Here is a 24843-nt window from a genome sequence, read left to right as displayed (position 1 = left end):
CAGAGGGACGGTTTCGGGTCAAGTTGGGGTGAACATCGGGGGCGCCCTGGCAAGATACAGCGACACCGCTTGGTGAATGGTGACGACGATGGCCGCAACGGATTGCTCCGGGGCGCAGCTGTGTAGGGGTGACGAGGGGGAAACAGGAACCAGGGCGTGGGCCAGCTGATGCTGGTGGACAAAGAAATCGCACTGCTCAATGGCGGCCGCATCATGATCGACACTGCCATGGGAAAGCTCATGGATCGGTGCCGCCAGCGCCAACGCCAGCAGCCAAACCGCCATCAATCCCGCTGGGATCCGGATCGCCGAGCCTCCGATTCGCTTCGCCATCAAACCTCATCCTTTTGTTTGAATCGGCGAGAGTCTAACTTAAGCGCGCCCGACTGGGAAGGCGATCACATTTTCAATATGTTTCAAACCTGTGGCCAGCATGATCAGGCGATCCACCCCAAGTGCAACGCCGGCACAATCCGGTAGCCCCTGGGCCAGGGCGGCGATAAGGTGGTGATCGATGGGGCGGACAGGCAAGCCCATCCGACTCCGCTCACGGTTGTCCGCTTCGAAACGGCGCAACTGTTCCCCAGGGTCCGCCAACTCGTAGAAGCCGTTGGCCAGCTCAATGCCATGAAAATAGACCTCAAAGCGATCGGCCGTGCGGGGGTCATCCCGGTTGATCCGTGCCAGCGCCGCCTGGTTAGCGGGGAAAGCGTGAACCATGCAGGGCACCTGCTGTCCGATCTTGGGCTCCACCACCATGGAGAACAGCAGCTGCTGTAAGGGCGCCAGTTCGGTTTCCTGGTCACCGACGTCCTGCAGGTTATGTTGGCGACACAGAGCCTGCAGTTCGGCGACGGTGGCTGTGAGAGGGTCGCAACCCAGCACCCGTCCAAATGCCTCTGAATAGGTGATCTTCTCCGGCTCACCACAACCCAGGGTTGCCTTGAGCAGGTCGGCCATCTCCGCCATCAGGTCATGGTGATCAAACCCCACCCGGTACCACTCCAGCATGGTGAATTCGGGGTTATGGTAACGACCGCTCTCCTCGTTACGAAAGCTCTTGTTGATCTGGTAGATGCAACCGGATCCGGCACAAAGCAGGCGCTTCATGTGAAATTCCGGCGAGGTCATCAGATAAAGCGGCAGGCCCTGAGCCGCCCCGGGCCCGACAAACCGAGTCTCGAAGCTGTCCAGATGGATATCGCTGACGGCCGCCTGGGACAGGGCCGGGGTATCCACCTCGAGCACTTCCCGTTCGGCAAAGAACTGGCGCAGGGTGGCGATCACCTTGGCCCGTTGCTGCAGCTGCGCCCGGCTGGTGGTGGGGCGCCAAGAGGCGGATTCAGACATCACAATGACTCCGGTTCGACGCTGGCCGACTCGGGGCACAGCGAATATAGGGTACCAACAAAAAGAGCGGGCCAAAGCCCACTCTCTGTCTTGCCGGTTGGCCGCAGATTACTTGCGCACCCGCTCAACGTACTCGCCGGTACGGGTATCCACCTTCACCACCTCGCCGATGGAGATGAACAGGGGAACACGAACCACGGCGCCGGTGCTCAGAGTGGCTGGCTTACCGCCGGTGCCCTGGGTATCACCCTTGAGGCCGGGGTCGGTATCCGTCACTTCCAGTTCCACGAAGTTCGGCGGCGTCACTGTGATGGGGTTGCCATCCCAGATGGTGATGGTGCAGACATCCTGCTCCACCAGCCACTTCTCCGCGTCACCGAGCGCTTTCTTGTCGGCGGCAACCTGCTCGAAAGTGTCGTTGTTCATGAAGTGCCAGAACTCACCGTCGTTGTAGAGGTAAGCCAGTTCATGGTCCATCACATCCGCACCTTCCACGGTTTCACCGGACTTAAACGTCTTTTCCAGTGTCTTGCCGCTGATCAGTTTCTTGATCTTAACGCGGTTGATGGCCTGGCCTTTACCCGGCTTGAACAATTCGTTCTCGATGATGTTGCACGGCTCACCGTCCAGCATTATCTTAAGGCCGGCTTTGAACTCGTTCGTAGAATAAGAAGCCATTCTTCTCTCTTCCAGCTGTCTTTAGTTGAAAATAACCGTCCAATGATAACCCGAAATCCCGACCCTGTGCACGGCTGCGACCGCCTTTGGCAGCAAGAGCTTGGGGCCGCCTACCGTGAGCCGCAGCAACTGCTGCGCGATCTGGGCCATGATCCTGCCGAGTTCGCCGAAGCGATCGCCGCCCGGCGGCTGTTTCCCATGCTGGTCCCTCGGCCCTTCGCTCAGCGAATGGTTGCGGGGGATCCCGAGGATCCGCTGCTCAAACAGGTGCTGCCGCTGGGGGCCGAGTTCATCGAGCAGACGGGCTTTGGGCCGGATCCCTTGGCGGAGCAACAGGATGGCAGCCCAGGCCCCAAAGGCCTGTTGCACAAGTACCAAAGCCGGGTACTGCTGATGCTGCGCGGCGGCTGTGCGGTCAACTGCCGCTACTGTTTCCGTCGCCACTTTCCCTATCAGGAAGCCAAAGTGGGACAGGCGGAGATCGACGCGGCGATCGCGCATCTCAACGCCGACGCCCGGATCAATGAACTGCTGCTCTCCGGCGGTGACCCGCTGATGGCCCGGGATGACCACCTGTCGAGACTGTTTGAGCAACTCAAGGCCGCGCGCCACCTCAAGCGGGTAAGGATCCACACCCGCCTGCCGGTAGTGATCCCCAGCCGCATCACCGATGCCCTGGTCACGCTGCTGTCTGAGGCGCCCTGGCCCGTGGTGATGGTGCTGCACATCAACCACCCGAATGAGATTGACGACGCAGTTGCGGCGACGATGACCCGGCTCAAGCAAGCCGGCGTGACCCTGCTGAACCAGAGTGTGCTGCTCAAGGGGATCAACGACGAGGGGCCTATCCTGGCGGAGCTGTCCGAGCGCCTCTTTTCGGCGGGGATACTGCCCTACTACCTGCACCAGCTGGACAAGGTCCAGGGCGCGGCCCATTTCGAGGTCAGTGATGAGGATGCCCGAGCCCTGATGGCGCAGCTGCTGACCACACTGCCCGGTTTCCTGGTACCCAGGCTGGTACGGGAGATCGCCGGCGAGCGCAGTAAAACCCCCATCGACCTCAGGCTGGTATGAACCCCGGTGGCACGCTAGCATATCCGCCGGACTGAATTACCGCACAAGGATTGCCATGGCCACCCTCCTGTTCGTGACCGATACCTGGGGCCAACACGCCACTTTGGACCCCCTGCTGGATCGCCTTAAGGTCCACTTCGAACACTTGATGGTGCTGGATCCCTACAGTGGCCAGCGCTTCGCCTTCGATCAGGAAGCCGACGCCCGGGCGTACTTTGACCGGCGCTGCTCGGCTGCCGTCTACCAGGACAAGGTGCGCAGCCTGCTTCTTACGGCGCCGGCGCCGCTGTTTATTCTGGCTCTGGGGGCCGGGGCGGACGCCACCGCGCCCCTGCTTACGGAACCCGACACCGGGCGTCGCGTCGCACGGGCCGCCCTGGGGTTTGGCCAGACCGTCCCGGCTCCAGCCGCCTGCCCGACCCTGTGGCTCTCGAACTCGAAGATCGCTATGGAGCCCACTCAATCCTGCACCCTGAAACAGACCGATGCCGTCACCCTGACCCCCCGCGCCCCTGGCTATGATGCAGCCCAGGCCGACCTGGCGGCGCAGCAGGTTCTCGACTGGCTGTGCCAGGACAGCACTGCAGTGACCTCCTGACCCGGTATCAGGTCAGCGGGATAACCCCGCTGACCACTACAGTCCGCAGTCCGCCTGCCAGCAATCGGTCACCGAGACGCCGGCTTCGGCCAGCGCCTCCGGAATGGCCCCCTCTCCCACCAGATGGCCTGCGCCCACCGCGACGAAGAGCCTGTCCTGTTTTGCCAGCAGTTCCACCAGACGCGTGCTCATCGCCGAGTTGCGCTTCAACATCAGTTTGTCGAAGAGTTCCGGGTCGGCACTGAGTCCTTCGGACATCTGCGCCGCCAATGTCTGCTGATCACCCTGACGCCAGGCCCCGATCAGAGCCTCAATGTCGTCAAAGTCCGACGTTTCCACTGCCGCCCGCAGCATCGCCTGGGCGGCCTTGTCGCTGAAGCTGTTGAACACCTCCAGCTGGTAAGCCATCCCCTCCAGCTCCACCAATGGCCGGCCGGCGAAGCGCTTAAGCAGCTGCTGCTCCACTCCGTATTGCGGCAGGTAACCCGCCTGTCCCATCATCCCGATGGCGATCTGCGAGCCCAACAGCCAGGGACGAAGGCGGGGGTCGCACTGCAGACGATGGCGCTGGCAGAAGCTCTCCAACCGCTCTGCCAGGTCCGCCGGCAGCGGCGATGTCGCCAGCATGTTCTGCATCACCAGCGCGGTAGCCTCCGGATCATTGGGATCCGCCTCCAGCACCAACACCTCGGCCTTGGACATCGCGGCCTCGATAGGCTCGGCCATGGGATAGAAGTCCGCCCGGCCAACATGGATGGAGCCCAAAAGCCAGGCGTGATTGCCCTGGTAACTGAGCTTGAAAAAGGGGGGCCGATCCTCCGGCGCCGCCGCTACCCCCGCGGTCAGCAGGGCCCAGAGCCCCGCTATCAGCCAAACATTCCGCTGTCTCATTTGCCTCTCCTGTTGAGCCGTGGCCGGCCGCTACCTATAATTGCGCCCCTTGTTAGGGGGAAATATCATGTCTTTCGACACCATCATTGAACAGTATCGCAGCAGCTTGCAAACCGCCTACCGTCAGGCGGTGGACGCGGATAGCCTGCTGGAGCAGTTGCAGAGCGAAGGCCAGGGCAAATTTGCCACCATCTTCCGTGATGACGCCGGCTTCCAAAGTCGTGCCAACCGCTTTACCCCCTATGTCCAGGAACTGGCGGAACGGCTGCAAGCCTTCGAGCAGCAACCGGATCCCGAGGCTCTGCCAAAGATGGTCAAGCAGCTTGAGCTGCTGCTCACGACCCTGAACCAACTGCGTCAGAAGCTGAAGTAAGCCAACAAAAAACCGCCCTCATGGGCGGTTCTTGGGTTCGCTTTTATCAACCCTCGGCATCGAGCGTTTTTGCTAGGTGGCGTCTAACCCACTCATCCAGCATACGGATTTCGTAGCGTAACGCCTCGTTCTGATGACGGGTAGCCGGACGGCTGTCGAAACCCATGTCCCGCAGATCTTCCTCACCCAGTGCCACCACCTGACCATCGGGCCCGACAATGCTGTAGCTGAACTTGATCCGCGGCGGATAGATGCTTTTCACGATGCGGATGTCGCTGCTGGCCGCACCGAATGAGGGACGGACATCCCCGGCCAGATCCAGATCCGTTACCACGAACCTGGCCTGCTGACCCTCCTGCAACAGAGGTGTTACCGATTTCTGCAGCTCTTTCCCCAGGGTGGCAAACACATGGTTTTGGTAACGGGATTGAAGCCCGGAGCCGGTACGCACATCGGCATACTCCTCGGGCTGCTGCCAGATCACCGTCACCACCCCATCTTGGGTGGGCCACTCTGGTGCCTCCTGTGCAGCGACACCGGCACAAAAAACCAGGCTGAACAGCCAAATCAGTTGCTTCATCGACGACTCCTCTTTAATGACGATAACTGCCGTACTCTCTGTTAGAAGTAGCCTAACGCAAAAGATTCAAATTTAATCGTAAATAGAGAGCCACCGTTCAAATACCGTTCAACTTGCCAAAGCACGGTTCGATATCCAGAACCCTAACCGCCAGGTGAAGGCCAGACAGATATCTCTGGTGCTGCCACCACAACATCCTTCCAGGAACCAACACCTGAAGATAAATAAGCACCCCAAGATGGGGGTAGTCCATCTAGACTTTCGAGCCAGAGTTTAAAATTCGAGGAGGATGAAGATGGTCCCAAGATGGTTGAGAGCCTTTAGATCATGCTTAGCACTTTTGTTCGGGATATTGGCCCAGGTGAATGCCCAGACACTTGAAGCGACGAACGATACCTCAGACGCATTAGATGAAGATCGCGAAGTCCCGGTCACTGTCGATAATTTCGTGCGCGCAGCAACGGATTTTGAGCTTCAGAAGTATGTGGCTTTGGCGGGTGGCGTAAATCGCTTCTTCCATTTCCGCGAGCCGACACCGGTTGATAACCAGCCAACGATCCGCATGAATCGAGACACTCTATACAGTTCGGTGGTGGTCGATATCCGCGAAGGGGCGACACTGACGCTGCCCGACGTCGGCGAGAGATACATGAGTGCGATGATCGTCAATCAAGACCACTACATCAATAAGATCCTCTCCGGTGGCGGAGCCTATACGCTCGATATTGAAACCTTCGACACTCCCTATGTCATCGTCCTAATGCGGATTTTGGTCGACGCTTCCGACCCTGCGGATGTGGCGGCCGTCAATGCGATCCAGGACGCGATGATCATCGAAGCATCGTCGTCTCAACCTTTCATCGTTCCAGACTATGACGAAGAGAGCTTTAAAGCATTGATTGAGACTATCCTCCGGCTCGGGCCTTTCGTGGCAAACAGCTTCCACATGTTTGGCCCGAAGGAGGAGGTCTCCGGCGTTAAACACTTCATCGGGACTGCCGCAGGCTGGGGTGGCCTTCCCGAAACTGAGGCATTTTACCTGAATGTCGATCCGGACCTGCCGCCGACCACCTACAAGATCGAGGTGCCCGCCGAGGTTCCAGTCGATGCCTTCTGGTCACTCAGCCTGTACAACGCCCAGGGGTTTTTCCAGCCTAACCAGCGTGATGCCTACAACATTAACAGTGTGACAGGCATTCGTAATGACGATGGAACGATGACCATTCATCTTGGCGGCTGCGAGGATGACCGCGTGAATTGCCTGCCAATTGAGGAAGGCTGGAACTATACGGTTCGAATGTACCGCCCAAACGAAGCGGTTCTTGATGGCAGTTGGACTTTTCCTGAAGCCGTCAGCGTCAATTAATCGGAGAGAGTTATGTGGCAAAGAGTGCTTGTCCCTGCACTGCTGATTCCCCTGGTGTCCGTTGCCGAAGAGGTGAACGTGAACAACTTCGTACGGGCTGAGTCCGACACGATGTTCCGGGCCAACTTAGCAGCATTCGGCATCGCCGTTGGCGAGGTTCGTCATATTCGTCAGCCCACAACGCCTGATAATCAACCCGTGATTCGCATGAATCAGGACACGCTCTATTCGGGTGTGGTACTGGACTTGTCGGAACCGGTGAAACTGACGCTTCCGGAGGTAGAGGGGCGATACCAGTCCATGCACGTGGTTAACCAGGACCACTTCATGTTCGTCGAAACTCAACCAGGCAGTTATGACCTGACGGAAGCAAATGTCGGCACGCGGTTCGCGCTTGTCACCATCCGTACCTTTGCTGACCCAAAGGATCCCGATGACCTCAGGAAAGCCCATGAAGCTCAGGACCAGATCAAAGTTGAGGGTGGCGGGGAAGGCCCCTTCACCGCACCGGACTGGGACGAAGAAGCGCTTGCAGTCGGCCGAAAAGCCCTCAACGATTTCGCTGCTGCGCTTGGGTTTGAAGCCTCGAGAGCCTTTGGGCGCAAAGATGAGATTGAGGCCACCTCCTACCTGATTGGTGCCGCGGCTGGGTGGGGAGGCTTACCGCAAAGCGCTGCAATGTATGTGGTGGACAGTGTGCCAGATAATGACGGCGAAACGCCTTACAAGGTGACGGCAAAAGAGGTGCCCGTCGACGCCTTCTGGTCCGTCACCGTTTACAATGCGGATGGCTATCTAGAAGCGAACAACTTGAACGTAAACAGCTACAACAACATCACCGCAGACCCGGATCAAGATGGTTCTATCACCATCCACTTCGGCGGCTGTGGCGATGGCCGCATCAACTGCATTCCAATTACACCCGGGTGGAATTATGCGGTTCGGATGTATCAACCGCGCGAGGAGATACAGAGCGGCAACTGGAGGTTCCCGAAGCTCGTCAAGACTGACTGATGCTCGATCGATTCCTGGGTTTAAGGATGGCGCGAGCTACAGAAAAATAAGCAGCGCGAGGGTGCGGCAGCCGTATCGAGGCTCGATCATTTTCTCAGCAAAGATAAGGGTGCTGATGCACAGCCCAAAACGGCTATCTGTGACAGGTCGGAGCAGGCGCAGGTTCCGGTGAAAAATGTAATCTGCTCACAGGCAGCAGACAGGTCCGTCTCCGCTCAGATAACAAAACAGCCGACCGGAGGTTAGTCCAGTCGGCTGCCCAGAAAGGTGTCCAGAGCCCCTGCTTAACCACTTGAGGATTAAGAGGGCTCTCAACAAGCGGCGATTACATCATGCCGCCCCTTTTGGACTGTGAGCCGCAACACAGCGCCATATAAGCGTTTTAGGCCAGAATGATGTCCAGAAACTTGCCCAGAACACTGTCCAATGCCGAGTAAGCAGAATCCAAATCGCCACTTGAAGCTGCGTGGAAACGTATGGTGGTACCACCGCAACATTCCGATGAACGCTAGGCACCTGCATGATGGTAAGAGCACCATATCACAGAGCCTTTTCACGGGTGATGTACGAGAGGCCCGAGCGAAGCGGGACATTCTTAACGGTAGGCTTGCTGAGCAAAGTGAAGCTGTAACCTGCCCTCATAGGCATCGATTCAACCAATTGGTAGAGGAGTTTTCTCGCTGTGGTGTCCCTGAGGGTGCTATCGAACATGGGTTGAGTCCCAATGAACTCGCTCCTCATCTGGTCAAAGAGTATGAAGACTCTTTGGCTTGGGAAGCCTTTGACCAAGCCGTCCACGGCAAACAGTCGAACAATTACGGGTGCACCTTGAAGGATGCTTTACGGCTTTGGCTTACCAAAAACGAAAGAACCAAGTCTAAGGACACCATCACCAAGACCAAGCAAGCCGTGGACAAGTACTTGTCATGGCTTCACCTGCAAGACATCCAGCTACAGGACATTCGCAAACGACAGGTCCATGACTACGTGGAGTACCTTGGAAAGCAGTACGCTTCAACCAGCGTATTCGGCTTCATCTCCAGGATTAGGTCTGTCTGGAAGTACGCTTGCTCTTTAGGGGAGGCCGAGGGGGAGTGCCCATTCGATGGCCATGAAACTAAGGGAAATAAAGACAAGGAACAGAAACAGCCATTCACACCGGAGCAAGTGCAGAAAATTAGGGAAAATGCCGTCAGCTTGTCCCACACAATGCAGTTGCTAATCGAGTTAGGAATTTATACAGGCTGCCGTATATCTGAGCTTGGCAAGCTTACAGTAGGTGACCTGTTCGAAGAAGATGGCGTTGTGGCCATCCAGATTAGGGCAGGAAAGACTTCTGCCGCAACACGCCGCATCCCCATCGCTGACCACCTCATCGCCAAGTTGCAAACCATGGCTTCAGGAAGAGCACCAGTTGAGCCCCTTCTAGGTATTAATGGTAAGTACGCCAGTCGGGAATTCAGTCGATTCAAGGTTGCCAACATCAGTACAGACCCAGCCCAATGTTTCCACTCCTTTAGGGTTATGTTCTCTACGTCTTTGCAGCGAGGTGGTGTTGAAGAGCACGTCGCAGCAGCATTGTTGGGACATGCAAGAGGAACAACAATGACCTACGGGTACTACTCAAAAGGTTACCGTATGGCAATGCTAAAAGAAGCCTTAGATAAAGCAGTACCGTTCCTCAAGGAATATTCTTAGAGAAAATCGAAGGTAGCAATCATCGATTGAGGGAACGCTTAATCCCCCCGAGGGGGGGGCGTTTAACCATCCGAAGTCTAAAAGACCGTCTTGGAAACAATAACTTTTAATAACCTCTTAACGCTCTTATCTCTCTGTTCATGCATGAGATAGTTAACGATGGTCCTAGGCTAGTTGGGCAAGACCGTCTAATCCAGTCTTGGTTGGATTGACTCAAGCCCTCCATACTTGCGACCCCGTTTTTCAAGGCTGTTATTGCTCTGTTCATGCAAGAGGCAGTGAGCGATGGTCCCAAGCTACCAGGACATGACCGTCTGACCCAATCTTGGTTTGACTTACTTAAGTCTTCCATGCTTGCAACACCTTTTCTCAAGGCTCTAATCTCTCTGTTCATGCATGAGATCGTGAGTGATGGTCCCAAGCTTTTAGGGCACGACCTTCTAATCCAATCTTGGTTTGACTGACTTAAGCCCTCCGTGCTTTCAACCCCACTTTGCAAGGCTCTTATTTCCCTGTTCATGCATGACTTAGTGAGCGATGGTCCCAGACTACTAGGGCATGACCTCCTAACCCAATCTTGGTTTGACTGACTTAAGCCCTCCATCTTGATGGGTTGAGAGCCAGGTTGGATGGCAACACCTTCACTTGAGCGTACAGTTCCCGATGAAACTCTTGATGAAGACCCAGACGAGAAACCTGATGAAGACCTTGATGAGGTATCTATGCAGTCTTGGGAGCGACTTCCGGAACTACATCTTAATCGGTTGGTCCCTGATGAACTTTTAATCATTTCGCCAGGAGAGCGGTGGCAGTGGTATGGCCGGCTTCCTCCATGGCAACCATTTGCATCCAACCCTCCTGAATGAGATAAGGCAAGTGGACTAATGAATATCAATAGCAACGAACATTTAATAAAAATTAACTTTGGCATCACGATCTCGTAGTTTAACTTCAGCTTTTCTGGAGACATTTTTTACATGGCTACCTTTGGCTGTTAAAGCACTGCACATCATACCGCCTAGGATACAAGCAAAAAGGTAGGCATCAAATTATGCAGTCCACCTTTATCTCAATGCTTAAAGTTCAAAGCTTGTACCTATCGCTATACCCTGTTGACTGCGGTCACACTTCCTTCCAATGCGTACCCATCTAAGTTGCTTTAGGTCAATCGGTACAGTAGCTTTCCAAGCTCTAAAAACCAGATGGGTACACCAATGGCCAATGTTGCCTACCTTAGGGTCTCTACAGCAGATCAAAATACAGCCCGCCAACTATCAGAGTCGGGTATCTCATTCGAGAAGACTTTCACTGATAAATGCAGCGGTGGCACCACCAATCGCCCTGCCTTGGAGCAGATGAAGGAATACGTCAGGGAAGGCGATACCATTCACATCCACAGCATCGATCGCCTTGCACGAAACCTTGATGACCTATCTTCGCTGGTTAATGAATGGAACGATGCTGGAGTTACTGTCCAGTTTCACAAGGAGTCGCTGACCTTTGCTGCTGGCGATTCCAGCCCAATGTCCAAATTGATGCTTCAAATGCTCGGAGCGGTTGCCCAATTCGAATTGGCCATGATTCAGGAACGAAGAAGGGAAGGCATTGCCAAGGCCAAAGCTGAAGGAAGGTACAAGGGCGGCACCGCCAACCTCGAGAAACACCAACGGATTCGCCAGTTACGCTCTGAGGGGGTATCTCTTCGCAAGGTAGCGACTGAAGTGGGAGTGTCACTCTCCACAGTTCAACGTGTGCTCGCTAGTGCGGAGGCTGCCCAGTGAGTAAACCAATCATTAAAGACATTTCCCCTTCAGTGGTGACTCTCGACCCCAAGATGCAAGCTCGGGATACCAGCCTCATTAACAACAAGCGGGACAGGCAGGCACAAGAGGTTAAACAAGCCAAACAGGACAAGGAGCTGCTTGAGGACATCCGCAATGGCCATGGGATACGGCAACCTATCGAGGTCTTCGAAGTTGGCGGCAAGCTCTATGTTGTAGACGGGTTCCACAGGACACAGGCAGCGTTAAACTGGAACAACGAAAACCCGGAAGCTCCCATCACTCTCCAAGCTGAAGTGCACCCAAGTAAGACCTACCTTCAAGCTTTCATGCGGGCACAATACGTCAATCAAAACCATGGGGTGGGGGTAACCCATGAAGAGGTCTTTCAAAGTAAGTTCCGTGCTTTAATCCTCGACCGCCAATTCAAGTTTTCGGTGTCCCAGCTCAAGAAACTACTAACGTGCAGCCAAGGGCAAGCAGCGCACGCTAGAAGAGCCCTGCTGGCTTGTGGGGAGGCGCTGGCTATGTTTCCCGCTGTTGGCAAAGAAGATGTAGAAGGGACCGTAGAGGCGCTGTCTGATGGCCTCGAAATGGCTACTCCATCAATGTTTGATTCACAAGGCTTTCCGAAAGTCCGCCCACTATCCAATGCGGTGCTGGGCCTTCAGTTTTCCGACCTTTCTGACGATGAGTTGGAGCGTAAACAAAGAGATATCATTCAGCGCAATGTCGCAAAGATGGTCGACTATTACGGTGCAGACTTGTTCCGCGAAGCTCTACGAAGAGCAGTAGCTGGTACAGGTCTGGGAATTAGTGTTTCCAAGAGAGACTCCTGGCTCGCTGAAGAGGGGAACGTATCAGGTAGTGACGCTCCCGACCAAGAGCTTGCCCTGGAAGGCCTGGACGACTTCTAAATTACGGTGTGCCCCCCCTGAAGTAAACAACCGGCACCTGTGGAGCTACATGGAAGTGGCAGGGTGTACACTCGTGTACGGGTAACTTCAGGTGTACACACCTTATTTGTCAAAGCTCACGAATAAACCCTGACCATAGAGGAAAGAAACTATCGGCGAGTCTACGAGTTCCCCTGTTGAGTCCAACACTCAAGATCAGCCAAAAGGTTTTGATGCCAAATCATAGGCTCGTTTCACCGTTCGAATAATCATGGGGAGACGGTCATGATCAGTGCTATCTCCTGGTCCGCCGACCATATAGGCACGCCGAAATCCTTCCCCAACTTCGTCTTCACACAGCAACCAGTAGACTTTTTCGTCCCTTCTATCCTCTTGAATTTGATAGCGGTTAACGTAGGACCCGAGGATTACCTCGATGTCGTCCTCTAAGTTCCACTCGGACAAGATGATAATATTGGCAAACTCTTCTGACGGGGGACCCAAGGCCAACCACACGCTCCGCCGTTGATCTTTAAGCTCTTGGCCCAAAACTCTTGCTTTGCGGCACTCGGCAGTTATCACTTCAGTGTTATCGGGCTTTACCTCCAAGTATGCATTGAAGTCATGTAGGTAGAAGTCCGGTAAGTACCTCTCTCCGCTAGACAATTCAATGTACTCAGGCTCGTAGTCGAATCGCACCCCCATCTCAGTGAAGAGTACAGCCCACCGAGCCTCTGTTCTTGACCGATAAGTGGTGCCACCCACTTTGGTAGGGATGGCTTCAATATTTCTCAGTTCTTTACTCATTAACTCCCCTGGTTGCTAGCTGGTTAGGTAGCCGGCGACTTGGCCTTTTCAACAAAGGCGTCATATTGAGACCGAGATACGGTTGAAACTGACATTTTGGGGGTCACCTCCTCCGTTCTTGGCTTAGCTCTTGTTTCAACAGGGAAGTGCCAGATGTTGAAATCATCGTTAGGATACGTATCGCTTGCCATATCAGTGAAGCCGAGCAAGGCAGCCATTCGCTTGCATGCCAACCTTTTTGCAGGGGCCATTGGTGCCGATGGGTCGAGATACTGCAAATAACCACAGTTAACCGCACCCGTGAGCATATCAACCACTTGAAGAGGGAGGTGATCTTTAGAATCCACCATCTCTAGGGTGTTAACTGAAGATACTGATCGAATCTTCGCCAACATATGATTAGTGATGATATGGACGACCTCATCTTGTTTCGCATAGCTCGTACTCTTCTGGTCCATCTTTACATCCACTTTGGCCGCTGGCCCCCTACAACTATTCGAAAGCAGAAAGTTGTAAGTCATAAAGAAAGCGGTCTCCTCATCTGTTTGCCACCTCCTGAACTTCGATTTTTCAACCGCGATACAGTGAAATGAGCAAGGACCGCTAAGGACCAGTTTCAGTAGTTCGATACATGCATTAACTTGCCCTGCGCTTTTCCGGACCTTCTGCCACTTGGCTTCACCCCGAATTCCATTCCGCTCAAGAATCTCAGCAACATTCGTTTCAAAGGTGTCCAAGTACGCAGATGGGACATTTAATACTCCGATGGTATAGCAAGCGCTACCTGCAGTTACTCCACTCTCGTCAGCATAAGCAATGACTTCTGACATACGCCTTCCTTTGCTCCACTAGTCATTAACAAAACAGCCGACCAGATGTTAGTCCAGTCGGCTGTCCAGAAAGGTGTCCAGAGCCCTCAGTTAAAGCTTTGATTTTTAAGGGCTATGAACATGGGGCACAAATTACATCATGCCGCCCATGCCACCCATGCCGCCCATGCCACCCATGTCAGGAGCAGCAGCTTCGTCCTTCGGCAGATCGGTCACCATGGCTTCGGTGGTGATCATCAGGCCAGCCACGGAAGCGGCGAACTGCAGGGCAGAACGGGTCACCTTGGTCGGATCCAGGATACCCATCTCCAGCATGTCACCGAACTGGCCGTTGCCGGCGTTGTAACCGAAGTTACCGGAGCCGTCACGAACCTGGTTGGCGATCACGGAGGACTCAACGCCGGCGTTGTAGGCGATCTGGCGCAGGGGCGATTCCATCGCACGCAGGGCCAGCTTGATGCCCACGTTCTGGTCTTCGTTGTCACCGGTCAGATCAGCGATCTTGGCAGCGACACGAACCAGGGCGGTACCACCGCCGGCCACAACGCCCTCTTCCACCGCAGCACGGGTCGCGTGCAGGGCATCTTCAACCCGGGCTTTCTTCTCTTTCATCTCGACTTCGGTGGCAGCACCCACCTTGATCACAGCAACACCGCCGGCCAGCTTGGCCATGCGCTCCTGCAGCTTCTCTTTGTCGTAGTCGGAGCTGGACTCTTCAATCTGCTGTTTGATCTGGGCCACGCGGCCTTTGATCTGCTCCTCTTCACCGATACCGTCGATGATGGTGGTGTTGTCTTTGGTGATCACCACGCGCTTGGCGCTACCCAGATCTTCCAGGGTGGCTTTCTCCAGCTCCAGGCCGATCTCCTCAGAGATCACGGTGCCGCCGGTCAGGATGGCGATATCCTGCAGCATCGCCTTACGACGGTCGCCGAAGCCCGGGGCCTTAACGGCAGCCACTTTAACGATGCCGCGCATGTTGTTCACAACCAGAGTCGCCAGGGCTTCGCCTTCCACGTCCTCAGCCACGATCAGCAGGGGTTTGCCCGCTTTGGTCAGGCCTTCCAGGATCGGCAGCAGTTCGCGGATGTTGGACACCTTCTTATCCACCAGCAGGATGAAGGGGGAGTCCAGCTCGACAGTGCCATTTTCGGCATTGTTGATGAAGTAGGGAGAGAGGTAACCGCGGTCGAACTGCATCCCTTCAACCACGTCCAGCTCGTTCTCCAGGGCCTGACCTTCCTCGACGGTGATCACACCCTCCTGACCCACTTTCTCCATCGCGGTGGCGATGATCTCACCGATGGAGGTGTCGGAGTTGGCAGAGATGGTCCCTACCTGGGCAATCGCCTTGGAATCGGCACAGGGAACCGCCAGGGACTTCAGCTCCTCGACGGCAGCGATCACGGCTTTATCGATGCCGCGCTTCAGGTCCATCGGATTCATGCCAGCGGCAACCGCCTTGAGGCCTTCATTGACGATGGACTGGGCCAGCACGGTCGCAGTGGTCGTACCGTCACCGGCTTCGTCGTTGGCCTTGGAAGCCACCTCTTTGACCATCTGGGCGCCCATGTTCTCGAACTTGTCTTCCAGTTCGATCTCCTTGGCCACGGAAACCCCATCTTTGGTGATGGTCGGGGCACCGAAGGATTTATCCAGAACGACGTTGCGACCTTTCGGGCCCAGTGTCACCTTCACGGCATCCGCCAGGATGTTCACACCCTTGAGCATTTTTACGCGAGCGTCGTTACCAAATTTTACGTCTTTAGCTGCCATTGTTTGTTCCTTCTAAAGAATGCAGTACAGATTATTCAACGATTGCCAGGATGTCGGACTCGGACATGATCAGCATCTCGACGCCATCCACCTTCTCGGTCTTGACGCCGTAGCCTTCGTTAAAGATCACGATATCGCCCACTTTGACATCCAGGGCTTTAACATCGCCATTGTCCAGAATGCGGCCATTGCCCACGGCGACCACTTCGCCACGGGTGGACTTTTCTGCCGCGCTGCCGGTCAGAACGATGCCGCCAGCGGACTTGGATTCAACTTCGGTGCGCTTAACGATAACGCGATCGTGCAACGGACGGATTTTCATCTGTAATCTCTCCTAAGAACGGTTCCGTGTTTTTTCTTTAAACCAACGGGTTGGGCAGTTAGCTGCCAACTGATTGGGTATATGGGGATCGGCCCCGGACAAAAACAAGGGGCAACACAAAAAAATTTTTCTCCCAGGGGCATCGACGCGAGCCGCCTAAACGGCGGCGATATCTTTTGCCGCCCCCCCCCTGGATTGCTAACATGCCGGGGTTTTGCTCCGCCAAGGAGCCACAAAGCATGGCGATGTTTCATTGCCGCCGGGCAGTACACGAGTCGTAGAGGTGTCAATGGGAAAAGAGCTGGATCTGCTGCATGGCAGCATCACCCGCACCCTGCTGCGCCTGACCCTGCCCAACCTTCTGGCGGTACTCAGCCTCATCGCCTTTCAACTGACCGATGCCTACTTCATCTCCCGGCTCGGCACTGAACCCCTGGCCGCCTTCGGCCTGACCCTGGCCCCCACGCTGATGGTGATCTCCATCGCGCTGGGACTGGGCACCGGTATGGCGGTGCCACTGGGGAGACTGTTGGGCCGGGGTAAAAGAGAAGAAGCGCAGCAATTTGTCAGCCACGGCCTGTTGCTGGCCCTGGTGGTCGTCACCGCCGTGGGCCTTGGTGGTCTGCTCACCCAGGAGAGCCTTTTCCGCCTGCTGGGGGGGACAGAACGCCTCTTGCCCCTGGCCCAGGAGTACATGACCATCTGGTACTGGGGGGTAGGCCTGCTAGTGCTGCCCATCGTCGGCAACCAGGCGATCCGCGCCACCGGTAACACCTTTACCCCAGCCCTGGTGACGGTGCTGGTGGCGCTGCTCAACGCGGTGCTGGACCCCATCCTGATGTTTGGCCTCGGCCCTATCCCCGCCATGGGGCTCAAAGGGGCGGCCCTGGCCACCGTGCTGGCCTGGAGTCTCAGCTTCCTGGTAGCCGCGTACCTGCTCGCGGTTCGCCATCGATTGATCACCCGCCCCTGCGCGGCACGGCTGCGCAGCCACTGGCGCTCGCTGCTGCATATTGCCCGGCCGGCCACGCTCTCCAACCTGCTCAACCCCCTAGCCAATGCGGTTCTCATCGCCCTGCTGGCGAGGATCGATACTCACGCGGTCGCGGCCTTTGGCGCCGCCATCCGAATTGAGTCTTTTCTGCTGATCGGCGTCACCGCCCTCTGCGGTGCACTGGCGCCCTTCCTGGCACAGAATCTCGGGGCGGGGCGGCAGGATAGGGCCTACAAAGCGCTGTTGGGCAGTATCCACGCCATTGTGCTGGTACAACTGGGGATCTACGGCCTGCTCTGGCTCGGCAACGAGCCCCTGGCGTCAATCTTTGCCACCGATCCCCAGACCCACCACTACCTCGAGCAGTTCCTGCTCTGGGTGCCCTTGGGTTACGGCGCCCTGGCGGTGGTGATCCTGCTCGCGATCTCCCTCAACGCCATGAGTCAGCCCCTACCAGCCTTGCTGCTGAACATCCTGCGCCTGTCGGTGCTGCTGCCGGGCGCCTGGCTCGGGGCCTACCTGAACGGCGCCGAGGGCCTGTTTATCGGGGTTGCCCTGGCCAACACCCTGCTGGGGCTGGGCAGCTACCTGCTGGCCCGCCACCACCTGGGCTCGCTGAGCGAGACGACCGAGCAACGCCCGCTCGCTCGCTTCCTGCGCCCGCTGCGCTGACCCAGAAGCCCCTTCGAACAACCCCAACCCGCGCAGCCCCCACCGTCAGTCCACTCCGGGCCAAAGCGGTTTGGCCACCCAAGGTATTGATGTAACGCACAGCGGCCATCGCCCACTTGAGAAAAAGCTCCCGCCACCAACCCGATTTGTGACTCGGCGCACACCGCGAAAATACCGCAGCGGCTAGTTTACCCGTGCATGCATTTCAGGCCCGCAGGGCCATTCACAAAGAGATTGAGGAAGAGGATGTTCTGGATCCATTTTGCCCTGCTTTTGGGGATCATTCTTGTGGGGATCCGCTTCGGCGGCATGGCCCTCGGACTTTTGGGGGGACTGGGGGTCTCCATCCTGGCGTTCGTCTTCGGTCTGGTCCCGGGGTCACCGCCGGTCAGCGTGATGATGATCATCCTGGCGGTGGTCGCGGCCTCCGCCGCACTGGAGGTTACCGGTGGCCTCAACCTGCTGGTGCAGGCGGCAGAGCGTTTACTGCGCAAACGGCCTGAGAAGGTGGTTTACCTGGCCCCCATCTGCACCTGGTCGCTGACCACCCTGGTGGGTACCGGTCACTCGGTCTACCCGCTGCTGCCGGTGATCTACGACGTAGCCTACGGCAAGGGGATCCGCCCGGAGCGGCCGATGGCCATCGCCTCGGTTGCCTCACAGATGGGGATCACCGCCAGCCCCATCGCCGCGGCCGCCGCCGTTGTCCTGGCCAATGCCGCCAGCAACGATGTGAACCTTAGCCTGATGGAGATCCTCACGGTCACCATCCCCGCCACCTTCCTCGGCATGCTGCTGGCCGCCACCTGGAGTGTGCGTCGCGGCAAGGATTTGGCAGAAGATCCCGAGTTCCAGGCCCGCCTGGCGGATCCGGAGCAGCGTGCCCGCATCGAGGGCGATCGCACCACCACCCTCAATGCCGAGGTGAACCGCACCGCCAAAGTCGGTTTGGCCGTGTTTATCGCCGGGATCGCTGCCATCGTTCTGGTGGCCCTCTTTCCCTCCCTGCTGCCCGCCATGGACAACGGCAAGCCGCTGTCGATGTCGGTGGCAATCCAGTTCATGATGCTGACCGTGGGTGCCTTGATCCTGTTGAGTACCAAGATCAAGGCCGCAGCCATTCCCGAAGCCAGTGTCTTCAAGGCGGGCATGACCGCGGTAATCACCGTGTTTGGTATCGCCTGGTTCTCCGACACCATTGTGGCGACACACAAGGTAATGATCCTGGCGCAGGTGGGCGACATGGTGCAGGCCGCCCCCTGGACCTTCGCCCTGGCGATGTTCGCCGTCTCCATCTTCCTGAAAAGCCAGGCGGCCACCCTGACGGTGATGTTGCCGATGGGCTTTACCCTGGGGCTGCCCACCGACGTATTGATCGGTGTCCTGCCTGCCTGTTACGCCTACTTCGTCTTCTGCTTCTACCCGAGCGATCTGGCTGCCATCAACTTTGATCGTTCCGGCACCACCCGGATCGGAAAGTACGTGTTCAACCACAGCTTTATGGTCCCGGGGTTGATCGGGGTGGGCAGCGCGACCGTCCTGGGCTACCTGATGGCCACCACCGCCTTTGGCCTCTGGTTGGCGCTGGCCCTGATGGCGCTGCTGGCCTTTATCGCCCTGCGCCCCCGGCCGGAAGCGGCGTACTGACCGGTTTTTTAGGTGTTCGATCCGCCCCCGCCTGATGCCGGGGCCAAGCCCGAAACCGCGGATACACAGCAAAACGGGGCCAATCGGCCCCGTTTTTTCCTCTGTCGTGGTTATCCCCGCAATGGGCCCCGCTCCCCAGAGCTTCACACTAAATAACGGCTCTGAATTGTGATTCACTCCGTCTACCTTGGAAATTACTGGGCGCTGTGAGGCACAGCGCTCTTAGGAACGAGGATCTCGGACCTGATTCCCAAGAGCCGGGGCCAACGGGTCGGTGTCACTCAGTCCTTACGCTCAAAGTCTCCCTCGATGGTGTTACCGGATTGGGCGTCGCCAGGGCGACGGGGTTCAAATCCGCCCGCGCCCCTCGCTACCATGCGCACCTGCATGTGGGTCATCACGTAACGGGCAATGGGGGCACGGGTCACCGGAGTGAGGATCAACAGACCGAAGAAGTCGGTCACGAATCCCGGCGTCACCAGCAGCACACCGGCCAGGGCAAGCAGCATCGCCTCGATGATCTGCTGGCCCGGCATCTCGCCACGGGAGAGACGCTGCTGAACATCCATCAGGGTGGCCAGCCCCTGGCTGCGCACCAATGACGCCCCCAGCAGGGCCGTCAGCAGAACCAGGGCAATGGTATTAAAAGCCCCCAGTACCGATCCCACGCTGACCAGCACATAGATCTCGGCAACGGGCACCACGACGAAGAGCAAAAACAGGGGAAAGAACAAGACAACCTCACAAATTCATCGGCGCGAATGAAACCAAGCTGGGGCCGCAAGGGTCAGATTTCAAGCCAGGCTCATGTTTTGCGCAGGCAAACTGTGCAGTCGCGCCCACAATCCCGTACCCTGTCCTCTATCGCAAACAGGAAGCACGAGCGATTCGGTATGACAACATTGAGCAACGACGGCGACGCCGTGGTAGTCCTCTGCACCTGCCCCACTGAACAGCGTGGCAAGGACCTGGCAGGATCCTGCTGAGCCAACACCTGGCCGCCTGCGTTAATCTGGTACCCGGGATCACCTCTCTGTACCGGTGGCAGGGCTCAGTTTGTGAAGACCAGGAGTGCCAACTGCTGATCAAAACCCAGCAAAGCAGCCTGGTCGAACTGGAACGCTGTATCCTGCAGCATCATCCCTACGAGGTGCCGGAGATCATTGCGGTGCCCACTGTTTGGGGTCATCAAGCGTATATGGAATGGATTAAGCAAAACCTTACAACATGAAAAGACTGTTACCTTTTTTGCTGATGCTGCTGGCCAGTGGCCACGCCTTCGCCAACTTCTCCTTCCTGAAACAGGAGCCACAGGTGCTGCCTGTAGAGGAAGCCTACACCTTTGACTTCGGTCAGCAGGATAATCGGCTCGAACTCTCCTGGGCCATGGCCGGTAAGGACTACTACCTCTACCAGGAGAAATTCAGCTTTGAGACCGAGGGAGAGGTCGTACTTGGGGAGCCCCTGTACCCCACCCCACAGAACCACTTCGATGACTGGTTCGGCGACCAACCGGTCTACTTCGACCAGGTAACTGTGACGCTGCCCATTCTCCAGGCCAGCGATGACGCCACCGTGACCGTCACCTATCAGGGTTGTCTCGATGGGATCCTCTGTTATCCCCCCACCAAGAAAACCGTGTTTCTCAATGCTGTTGCCAAGAACAGTGGCCTGACAGCGCAGACCCCGACCGGCTCCTCCATCGAGGGGGCCCAGACCCAGCAGGACGGCCTGGCCGCTATGCTGGCCGGTGACTCCCTGTGGCTGACCTTGGCCACCTTCCTTGGACTCGGTGTACTGCTGGCATTCACCCCCTGTGTCTTCCCCATGTACCCGATCCTCACCTCCATCATCGGTGGACAAGGTAAGCTCACCACCTCCAAGGCGTTCGCCCTCTCCTTTACCTATGTCCAGGGCATGGCACTGACCTACACCCTGCTGGGACTGGTGGTGGCCTCTGCCGGGGTCAAGTACCAGGCGGCGTTGCAAAGTCCGGCGGTTTTGATAAGCCTGGCGGTGCTCTTCGTGGTGCTCTCCCTGTCGATGTTCGGTCTCTATAACCTGCAGCTGCCTGCGGCCCTGCAGAACCGACTCAACCAGGCCCAGAACCAGCAACGTGGCGGCTCCTTCGCGGGAGTATTCATCATGGGGCTAATCTCAGGCCTGGTGGCTTCCCCCTGCACCACGGCACCCCTCTCCGGCGCGCTGATCTACGTGGCGCAAAGTGGCGACACCCTGCTTGGCGGCGCGGCGCTTTACGCCCTCTCCATGGGAATGGGCCTACCCCTGCTGATGCTGGGCACCTCCGGCGGTAAGCTCCTGCCCAAAGCCGGGCCCTGGATGGAAACCATCAAGCATGTGTTTGGCTTCCTGATGATCGCCGTCGCCCTGATGATGCTGGACCGCCTCTACGCCGGTATGGTGCTGGATCTGTTGTGGGCACTCTGGGGCGTTGCTCTGGCGGCCTACCTGCTGCTGGCCAACAAAAAAACGGCGTTCAGCTGGCTCAAGATGGCTCGCACCGTCCTGCTCTCCCTCGGGTTGCTCGGCAGCGTCTCCTACGGCCTTCACGCGGTGATGGAGCAGGAATCAGCACACCAGGTTGAGTTTGTTTACATCAAGAGCCTGGACGATCTGAACCGCGAGGTCGCCAAGGCCAACGCCGAAGGGAAGGCGGTGATGCTGGATCTCTACGCCGACTGGTGCGTGGCCTGTAAAGAGTTCGAACATAAGACCTTCCCCAAGTCGGAGGTGCGTGAGCGCACGGACAACATGGTGCTGCTGCAGGCGGATGTCACCGCCAACGATGTCCAGGATATCGAGCTGCTGGAAAGCTACCGGGTACTGGGCCTTCCCACCCTGCTGTTCTTCTCCCCCGAAGGCAACGAGCTGAGCCAGCTCAGGGTCACCGGCTTCATGGGCCCACGCCCCTTTGCCGAGCACTTGGATAGGGTGCTGAAGCAGTAATTATCCGCTTGCCCAATAAAAAACGTCCGCCACTGCGGGCGTTTTTTTGCTTCTCCATCTGAAAAGGAGCCTCTCTGCTGACCGGCAATTCGGCTCGGGCCTCGCCGTCACGCTGACACGGACAACCCGCGGACCGGCCGAGGCGGAAAAAACCACCCTGGTGTGGCCTCCCCGTAGCCCGGCAAACTGGTAGAATGTCGCCGCCCCCGATGCCCCCAAAAAGGAATGTTGCTCCATGATGGATCCCCTGCTGTTACTGCTGCCGCTGATGTTGGCCGTCCTAGTTACCCTAATCGGGTTTCCACCACTGATCGGTTACCTGCTGGCCGGTTTTGCCCTCTACGGGGCGGGAATCGAAGCACTGCCGGTGCTGGAGCCCATCGCCGATCTTGGGGTACTGCTGCTGCTGTTTGCCATCGGCCTCAAGCTGGATCTGCGTAGCCTCATCCGAACCGAAGTCTGGGGCGGTGCCAGTCTTCACCTGATCCTCACGGTGGTGATCGCTGCGGCCGCCATCAAGTTGCTGGGGCTTCTGGGAATCGGCCTTTTTGCCGCCCTGCCGCTGGCACAGGTGCTGACCCTGGGGTTTGCCCTGAGCTTCTCAAGTACGGTGTTTGCCATCAAGGTTCTGGAGGAGCGGGGGGACACCCAATCCCTCTACGGTCGCACCGCCATCGGGATCCTTATCATGCAGGATCTGTTCGCCGTACTCTATCTGACCATCAGTAAGGGGGCCCTGCCCTCGGTCTGGGCACTGGGCCTCTTGCTGCTACCGCTATGCCGCCCGCTGCTGTTTAGGCTGCTCGATCGCGCCGGGCACGGCGAGGTTCTGGTGCTGTTTGGCCTGGCGATGACTCTTGCTCCGGGTGCCGCACTGTTTGAACTGGTGGGACTCAAGCCCGACCTGGGTGCCTTGGTGATGGGGCTCTTGCTGGCCAGCCACCCCAAGGCAAACGAACTGTCCAAGTCCCTGTTCCTGTTTAAGGAGCTCTTCTTGGTGGCCTTTTTCCTCACTATCGGTCAGCAGGGGTTGCCCAACGGGGCGGAGATCGTGGCGGCCCTGGCGCTGACTCTGCTGCTGCCGGTCAAAAGCGCGCTGTTCCTGGCCCTGCTGACCCGTTTTCGTCTGCGCCTGCGCAGCGCCATCATGGCCACTCTGACCCTGGGTAACTTCTCCGAATTTGGTCTTATCGTCATGACCGCCGCCATCGCCACCGGTAGCATGGACGCCAGTTGGCTTAGGGTGATGGCCCTCGCGGTCACCTTCAGCTTTATCCTCAGCGCCCCCCTCTCTGCCCGAAGCCAGGCGCTTTACCAGAGGGTCAAAATTCGACTCAGTGGCCTGGAACGGCAGCTGCTGCACCCGGAGGAGCGACCTATCCGGCTGGGGCAGCCACGGGTACTGATCATCGGCATGGGCCGGATCGGCTCCGGTGCTTATGACGACCTGAGGCAACATTACGGGGACAGGATCCTGGGGATCGATCACAAACAGGAGGCGGTGGAGCACCACCGTCAGGCGGGCCGTAATGTGGTTCTTGGGGATGCCACGGACAGTGACTTCTGGGACAAGGTGGAACACGACAGCAACATCGAACTGGCGATCCTGGCGATGCCGCACCACCACGGAAATACCTTTACGGCCGAGCAGTTAGCGCAGATCCAGTTCCACGGCCAGATTGCCGCGGTATCACGTTGGCCGGAGGAGGAGGAAGCCCTTTACGAGCTTGGAGTCCACCGCGTCTACAACATCTACGAAGCTGCCGGCACCGGTGTCGCGGAGCAGGTGCTGGAACTCAGCCCTCATTTGCCACACCGTGAGAGCGGATCAGAGACATCACGTACTGCATCGTCTTACGGCAATCCGGCTGTCCCATCAGCATCTGCTTGTCCTTCTCAATCAAAGGCAGCACTTCCAACCAGCGCTGACTGACCCAGCAGGCGTCATTCAACTCGGGTTCGGGATAGAGATCCGCCAGGGCAGGCTGAGCTTCGTAAAGCCGTTGTAACGCCTGCCCTAACATGGCGTAATTGTCTCCGAGGGGACGGGATGGCCAGTTTGGTAGGGGAAATACTCGCCCCCGCCAAACTCCATCATGGTCGGCCCAAGCCTCATCGATGCGCACTTTTTGCACCCCTTCGACCACGATGGCCAGGGTGTCATCATCCAGCTGATGGAAATCCACCACCCGAACCTGGGTGGCTAAAGGGTAACAGGGCATGTCCGACCCATCGCGATTCATGCACGCGACCAGCCACACATTCTCATCCTTGAGTGAGTTGGCTACCATCCTTAGCTGCCCGGGAGTAACGATACGCAGCTCCTTTCGCCCCTTTGGCAACACCGGTGCCTCGATGGGGAGCAGCGCAGTCTCTATGTCGCTCATAGAGCCTCCTGCTACAGCGGTGGTAAACACCTTGGGTTGTTCGGATTGTGAGTGAGAAAAGCTTGGTTTTCGCCACTCTTTCGAGTGTAGACCACGAGCTTAGCCCAGGAAGATCTGCCTTTAACTGTCCCGTCGCAACGCG

Annotated in this window: 22 protein-coding genes and 3 pseudogenes; 14 read left to right on the top strand and 11 right to left on the bottom strand. The window is 57.3% G+C overall.

The genetic code is table 11. The features are described 5' to 3' along the window. Positions 1 to 18 precede the first annotated feature (18 nt). The 3 genes from ABD997_RS09485 to efp all read right to left on the bottom strand — a co-directional run bounded on the left by ABD997_RS09485 (position 19) and on the right by efp (position 2028). Positions 19 to 333, bottom strand: coding sequence for a hypothetical protein (locus ABD997_RS09485; RefSeq protein ID WP_345316772.1), 315 nt, complete (start codon positions 331 to 333; stop codon positions 19 to 21). A gap of 39 nt (positions 334 to 372) precedes the next feature. Continuing rightward, positions 373 to 1350: an elongation factor P--(R)-beta-lysine ligase gene (gene epmA / locus ABD997_RS09480; protein WP_345316771.1), complete on the bottom strand. Its 978-nt coding sequence runs from the start codon at positions 1348 to 1350 to the stop codon at positions 373 to 375. A gap of 108 nt (positions 1351 to 1458) precedes the next feature. Further along, a complete protein-coding gene (gene efp, locus ABD997_RS09475; RefSeq protein ID WP_345316770.1) occupies positions 1459 to 2028 on the bottom strand; it encodes an elongation factor P in 570 nt (189 codons plus the stop codon). A 42-nt stretch (positions 2029 to 2070) separates the two neighbouring features. Between efp and epmB the strand changes: the two genes are divergently transcribed. Together epmB and ABD997_RS09465 are read left to right on the top strand one after the other, a co-directional pair. Then, the gene (epmB, locus tag ABD997_RS09470; protein WP_345316769.1) at positions 2071 to 3102 is read left to right on the top strand and encodes an EF-P beta-lysylation protein EpmB; all 1032 of its coding nucleotides are present in this window, start codon (positions 2071 to 2073) and stop codon (positions 3100 to 3102) included. Positions 3103 to 3157: 55 nt separating this feature from the next. After that, positions 3158 to 3700, top strand: coding sequence for a hypothetical protein (locus ABD997_RS09465; protein WP_345316768.1), 543 nt, complete (start codon positions 3158 to 3160; stop codon positions 3698 to 3700). A 36-nt stretch (positions 3701 to 3736) separates the two neighbouring features. On the opposite strand, the gene ABD997_RS09460 is transcribed toward ABD997_RS09465, so the two are convergent. After that, the gene (locus ABD997_RS09460; RefSeq protein WP_345316767.1) at positions 3737 to 4591 is read right to left on the bottom strand and encodes a TraB/GumN family protein; all 855 of its coding nucleotides are present in this window, start codon (positions 4589 to 4591) and stop codon (positions 3737 to 3739) included. A gap of 67 nt (positions 4592 to 4658) precedes the next feature. Between ABD997_RS09460 and ABD997_RS09455 the strand changes: the two genes are divergently transcribed. Beyond that, positions 4659 to 4964, top strand: coding sequence for a prephenate dehydrogenase (locus ABD997_RS09455; protein WP_345316766.1), 306 nt, complete (start codon positions 4659 to 4661; stop codon positions 4962 to 4964). 46 nt (positions 4965 to 5010) lie between these two features. Here the strand turns inward: ABD997_RS09455 and ABD997_RS09450 are convergent, their stop codons facing one another. Further along, entirely contained in the window at positions 5011 to 5544 is a 534-nt protein-coding gene (locus ABD997_RS09450) for a DUF3016 domain-containing protein (RefSeq protein WP_345316765.1), read from the bottom strand. Between the two features lie 361 nt (positions 5545 to 5905). Between ABD997_RS09450 and ABD997_RS09445 the strand changes: the two genes are divergently transcribed. The 6 genes and pseudogenes from ABD997_RS09445 (at position 5906) to ABD997_RS09425 (ending at position 12320) form a co-directional block, all read left to right on the top strand. Continuing rightward, positions 5906 to 6910, top strand: a complete 1005-nt coding sequence (locus tag ABD997_RS09445) for a DUF1214 domain-containing protein (RefSeq protein ID WP_345316764.1) — start codon at positions 5906 to 5908, stop codon at positions 6908 to 6910. 12 nt (positions 6911 to 6922) lie between these two features. Beyond that, complete coding sequence (locus tag ABD997_RS09440; RefSeq protein WP_345316763.1) at positions 6923 to 7924, top strand: DUF1254 domain-containing protein; 1002 nt, start codon at positions 6923 to 6925, stop codon at positions 7922 to 7924. A gap of 426 nt (positions 7925 to 8350) precedes the next feature. Continuing rightward, a pseudogene (locus tag ABD997_RS15010) lies at positions 8351 to 8530 on the top strand (DUF6538 domain-containing protein); the annotation flags it as partial. A 54-nt stretch (positions 8531 to 8584) separates the two neighbouring features. Beyond that, positions 8585 to 9622, top strand: a complete 1038-nt coding sequence (locus ABD997_RS09435; RefSeq protein ID WP_345316762.1) for a tyrosine-type recombinase/integrase — start codon at positions 8585 to 8587, stop codon at positions 9620 to 9622. 1214 nt (positions 9623 to 10836) lie between these two features. Beyond that, on the top strand, positions 10837 to 11403 hold the full coding sequence (locus ABD997_RS09430; protein WP_345316761.1) for a recombinase family protein: 567 nt from the start codon (positions 10837 to 10839) through the stop codon (positions 11401 to 11403). Next, positions 11400 to 12320 (top strand): ParB/Srx family N-terminal domain-containing protein, encoded by a 921-nt coding sequence (locus ABD997_RS09425; protein WP_345316760.1) that lies wholly within the window; start codon positions 11400 to 11402, stop codon positions 12318 to 12320. The genes ABD997_RS09430 and ABD997_RS09425 overlap by 4 nt, the downstream gene beginning before the upstream one ends. A 195-nt stretch (positions 12321 to 12515) precedes the next feature. On the opposite strand, the gene ABD997_RS09420 is transcribed toward ABD997_RS09425, so the two are convergent. The 4 genes from ABD997_RS09420 to ABD997_RS09405 form a co-directional block, all read right to left on the bottom strand. Next, positions 12516 to 13106: a PDDEXK family nuclease gene (locus ABD997_RS09420; protein ID WP_345316759.1), complete on the bottom strand. Its 591-nt coding sequence runs from the start codon at positions 13104 to 13106 to the stop codon at positions 12516 to 12518. Positions 13107 to 13129: 23 nt separating this feature from the next. Continuing rightward, the gene (locus tag ABD997_RS09415; protein ID WP_345316758.1) at positions 13130 to 13936 is read right to left on the bottom strand and encodes a DUF3800 domain-containing protein; all 807 of its coding nucleotides are present in this window, start codon (positions 13934 to 13936) and stop codon (positions 13130 to 13132) included. Positions 13937 to 14068: 132 nt separating this feature from the next. Continuing rightward, complete coding sequence (gene groL, locus ABD997_RS09410) at positions 14069 to 15712, bottom strand: chaperonin GroEL (RefSeq protein ID WP_345316757.1); 1644 nt, start codon at positions 15710 to 15712, stop codon at positions 14069 to 14071. A 31-nt stretch (positions 15713 to 15743) separates the two neighbouring features. Beyond that, positions 15744 to 16034 (bottom strand): co-chaperone GroES, encoded by a 291-nt coding sequence (locus ABD997_RS09405; RefSeq protein WP_345316756.1) that lies wholly within the window; start codon positions 16032 to 16034, stop codon positions 15744 to 15746. Positions 16035 to 16323: 289 nt separating this feature from the next. Here ABD997_RS09405 and ABD997_RS09400 point away from each other — a divergent pair, with 289 nt between their 5' ends. Together ABD997_RS09400 and ABD997_RS09395 are read left to right on the top strand one after the other, a co-directional pair. Continuing rightward, complete coding sequence (locus tag ABD997_RS09400; RefSeq protein WP_345316785.1) at positions 16324 to 17700, top strand: MATE family efflux transporter; 1377 nt, start codon at positions 16324 to 16326, stop codon at positions 17698 to 17700. Positions 17701 to 17946: 246 nt separating this feature from the next. Beyond that, a complete protein-coding gene (locus ABD997_RS09395; protein ID WP_345316755.1) occupies positions 17947 to 19347 on the top strand; it encodes an anaerobic C4-dicarboxylate transporter in 1401 nt (466 codons plus the stop codon). Between the two features lie 287 nt (positions 19348 to 19634). On the opposite strand, the pseudogene ABD997_RS09390 reads toward ABD997_RS09395, so the two are convergent. Next, a pseudogene (locus ABD997_RS09390) lies at positions 19635 to 20081 on the bottom strand (FxsA family protein); the annotation flags it as partial. 242 nt (positions 20082 to 20323) lie between these two features. On the opposite strand from ABD997_RS09390, the gene cutA reads away from it, so the two are divergent. The 3 genes from cutA (at position 20324) to ABD997_RS09375 (ending at position 24247) form a co-directional block, all read left to right on the top strand. Further along, a complete protein-coding gene (cutA, locus tag ABD997_RS09385; protein ID WP_345316784.1) occupies positions 20324 to 20578 on the top strand; it encodes a divalent-cation tolerance protein CutA in 255 nt (84 codons plus the stop codon). Beyond that, on the top strand, positions 20575 to 22314 hold the full coding sequence (locus ABD997_RS09380) for a protein-disulfide reductase DsbD (protein ID WP_345316754.1): 1740 nt from the start codon (positions 20575 to 20577) through the stop codon (positions 22312 to 22314). The genes cutA and ABD997_RS09380 overlap by 4 nt, the downstream gene beginning before the upstream one ends. 238 nt (positions 22315 to 22552) lie before the next feature. After that, on the top strand, positions 22553 to 24247 hold the full coding sequence (locus ABD997_RS09375) for a cation:proton antiporter domain-containing protein (RefSeq protein WP_425557064.1): 1695 nt from the start codon (positions 22553 to 22555) through the stop codon (positions 24245 to 24247). Here the strand turns inward: ABD997_RS09375 and ABD997_RS09370 are convergent. After that, positions 24201 to 24701: pseudogene (locus ABD997_RS09370) on the bottom strand (LON peptidase substrate-binding domain-containing protein); the annotation flags it as partial. The gene ABD997_RS09375 and the pseudogene ABD997_RS09370 sit on opposite strands and share 47 nt — an antisense overlap. Positions 24702 to 24843 lie beyond the last annotated feature (142 nt).

Origin of the sequence: Ferrimonas gelatinilytica, assembly GCF_039544205.1 — a bacterium.
Lineage (GTDB): Bacteria > Pseudomonadota > Gammaproteobacteria > Enterobacterales > Shewanellaceae > Ferrimonas > Ferrimonas gelatinilytica.
This window is presented reverse-complemented; position numbering and strand designations above follow the sequence as displayed.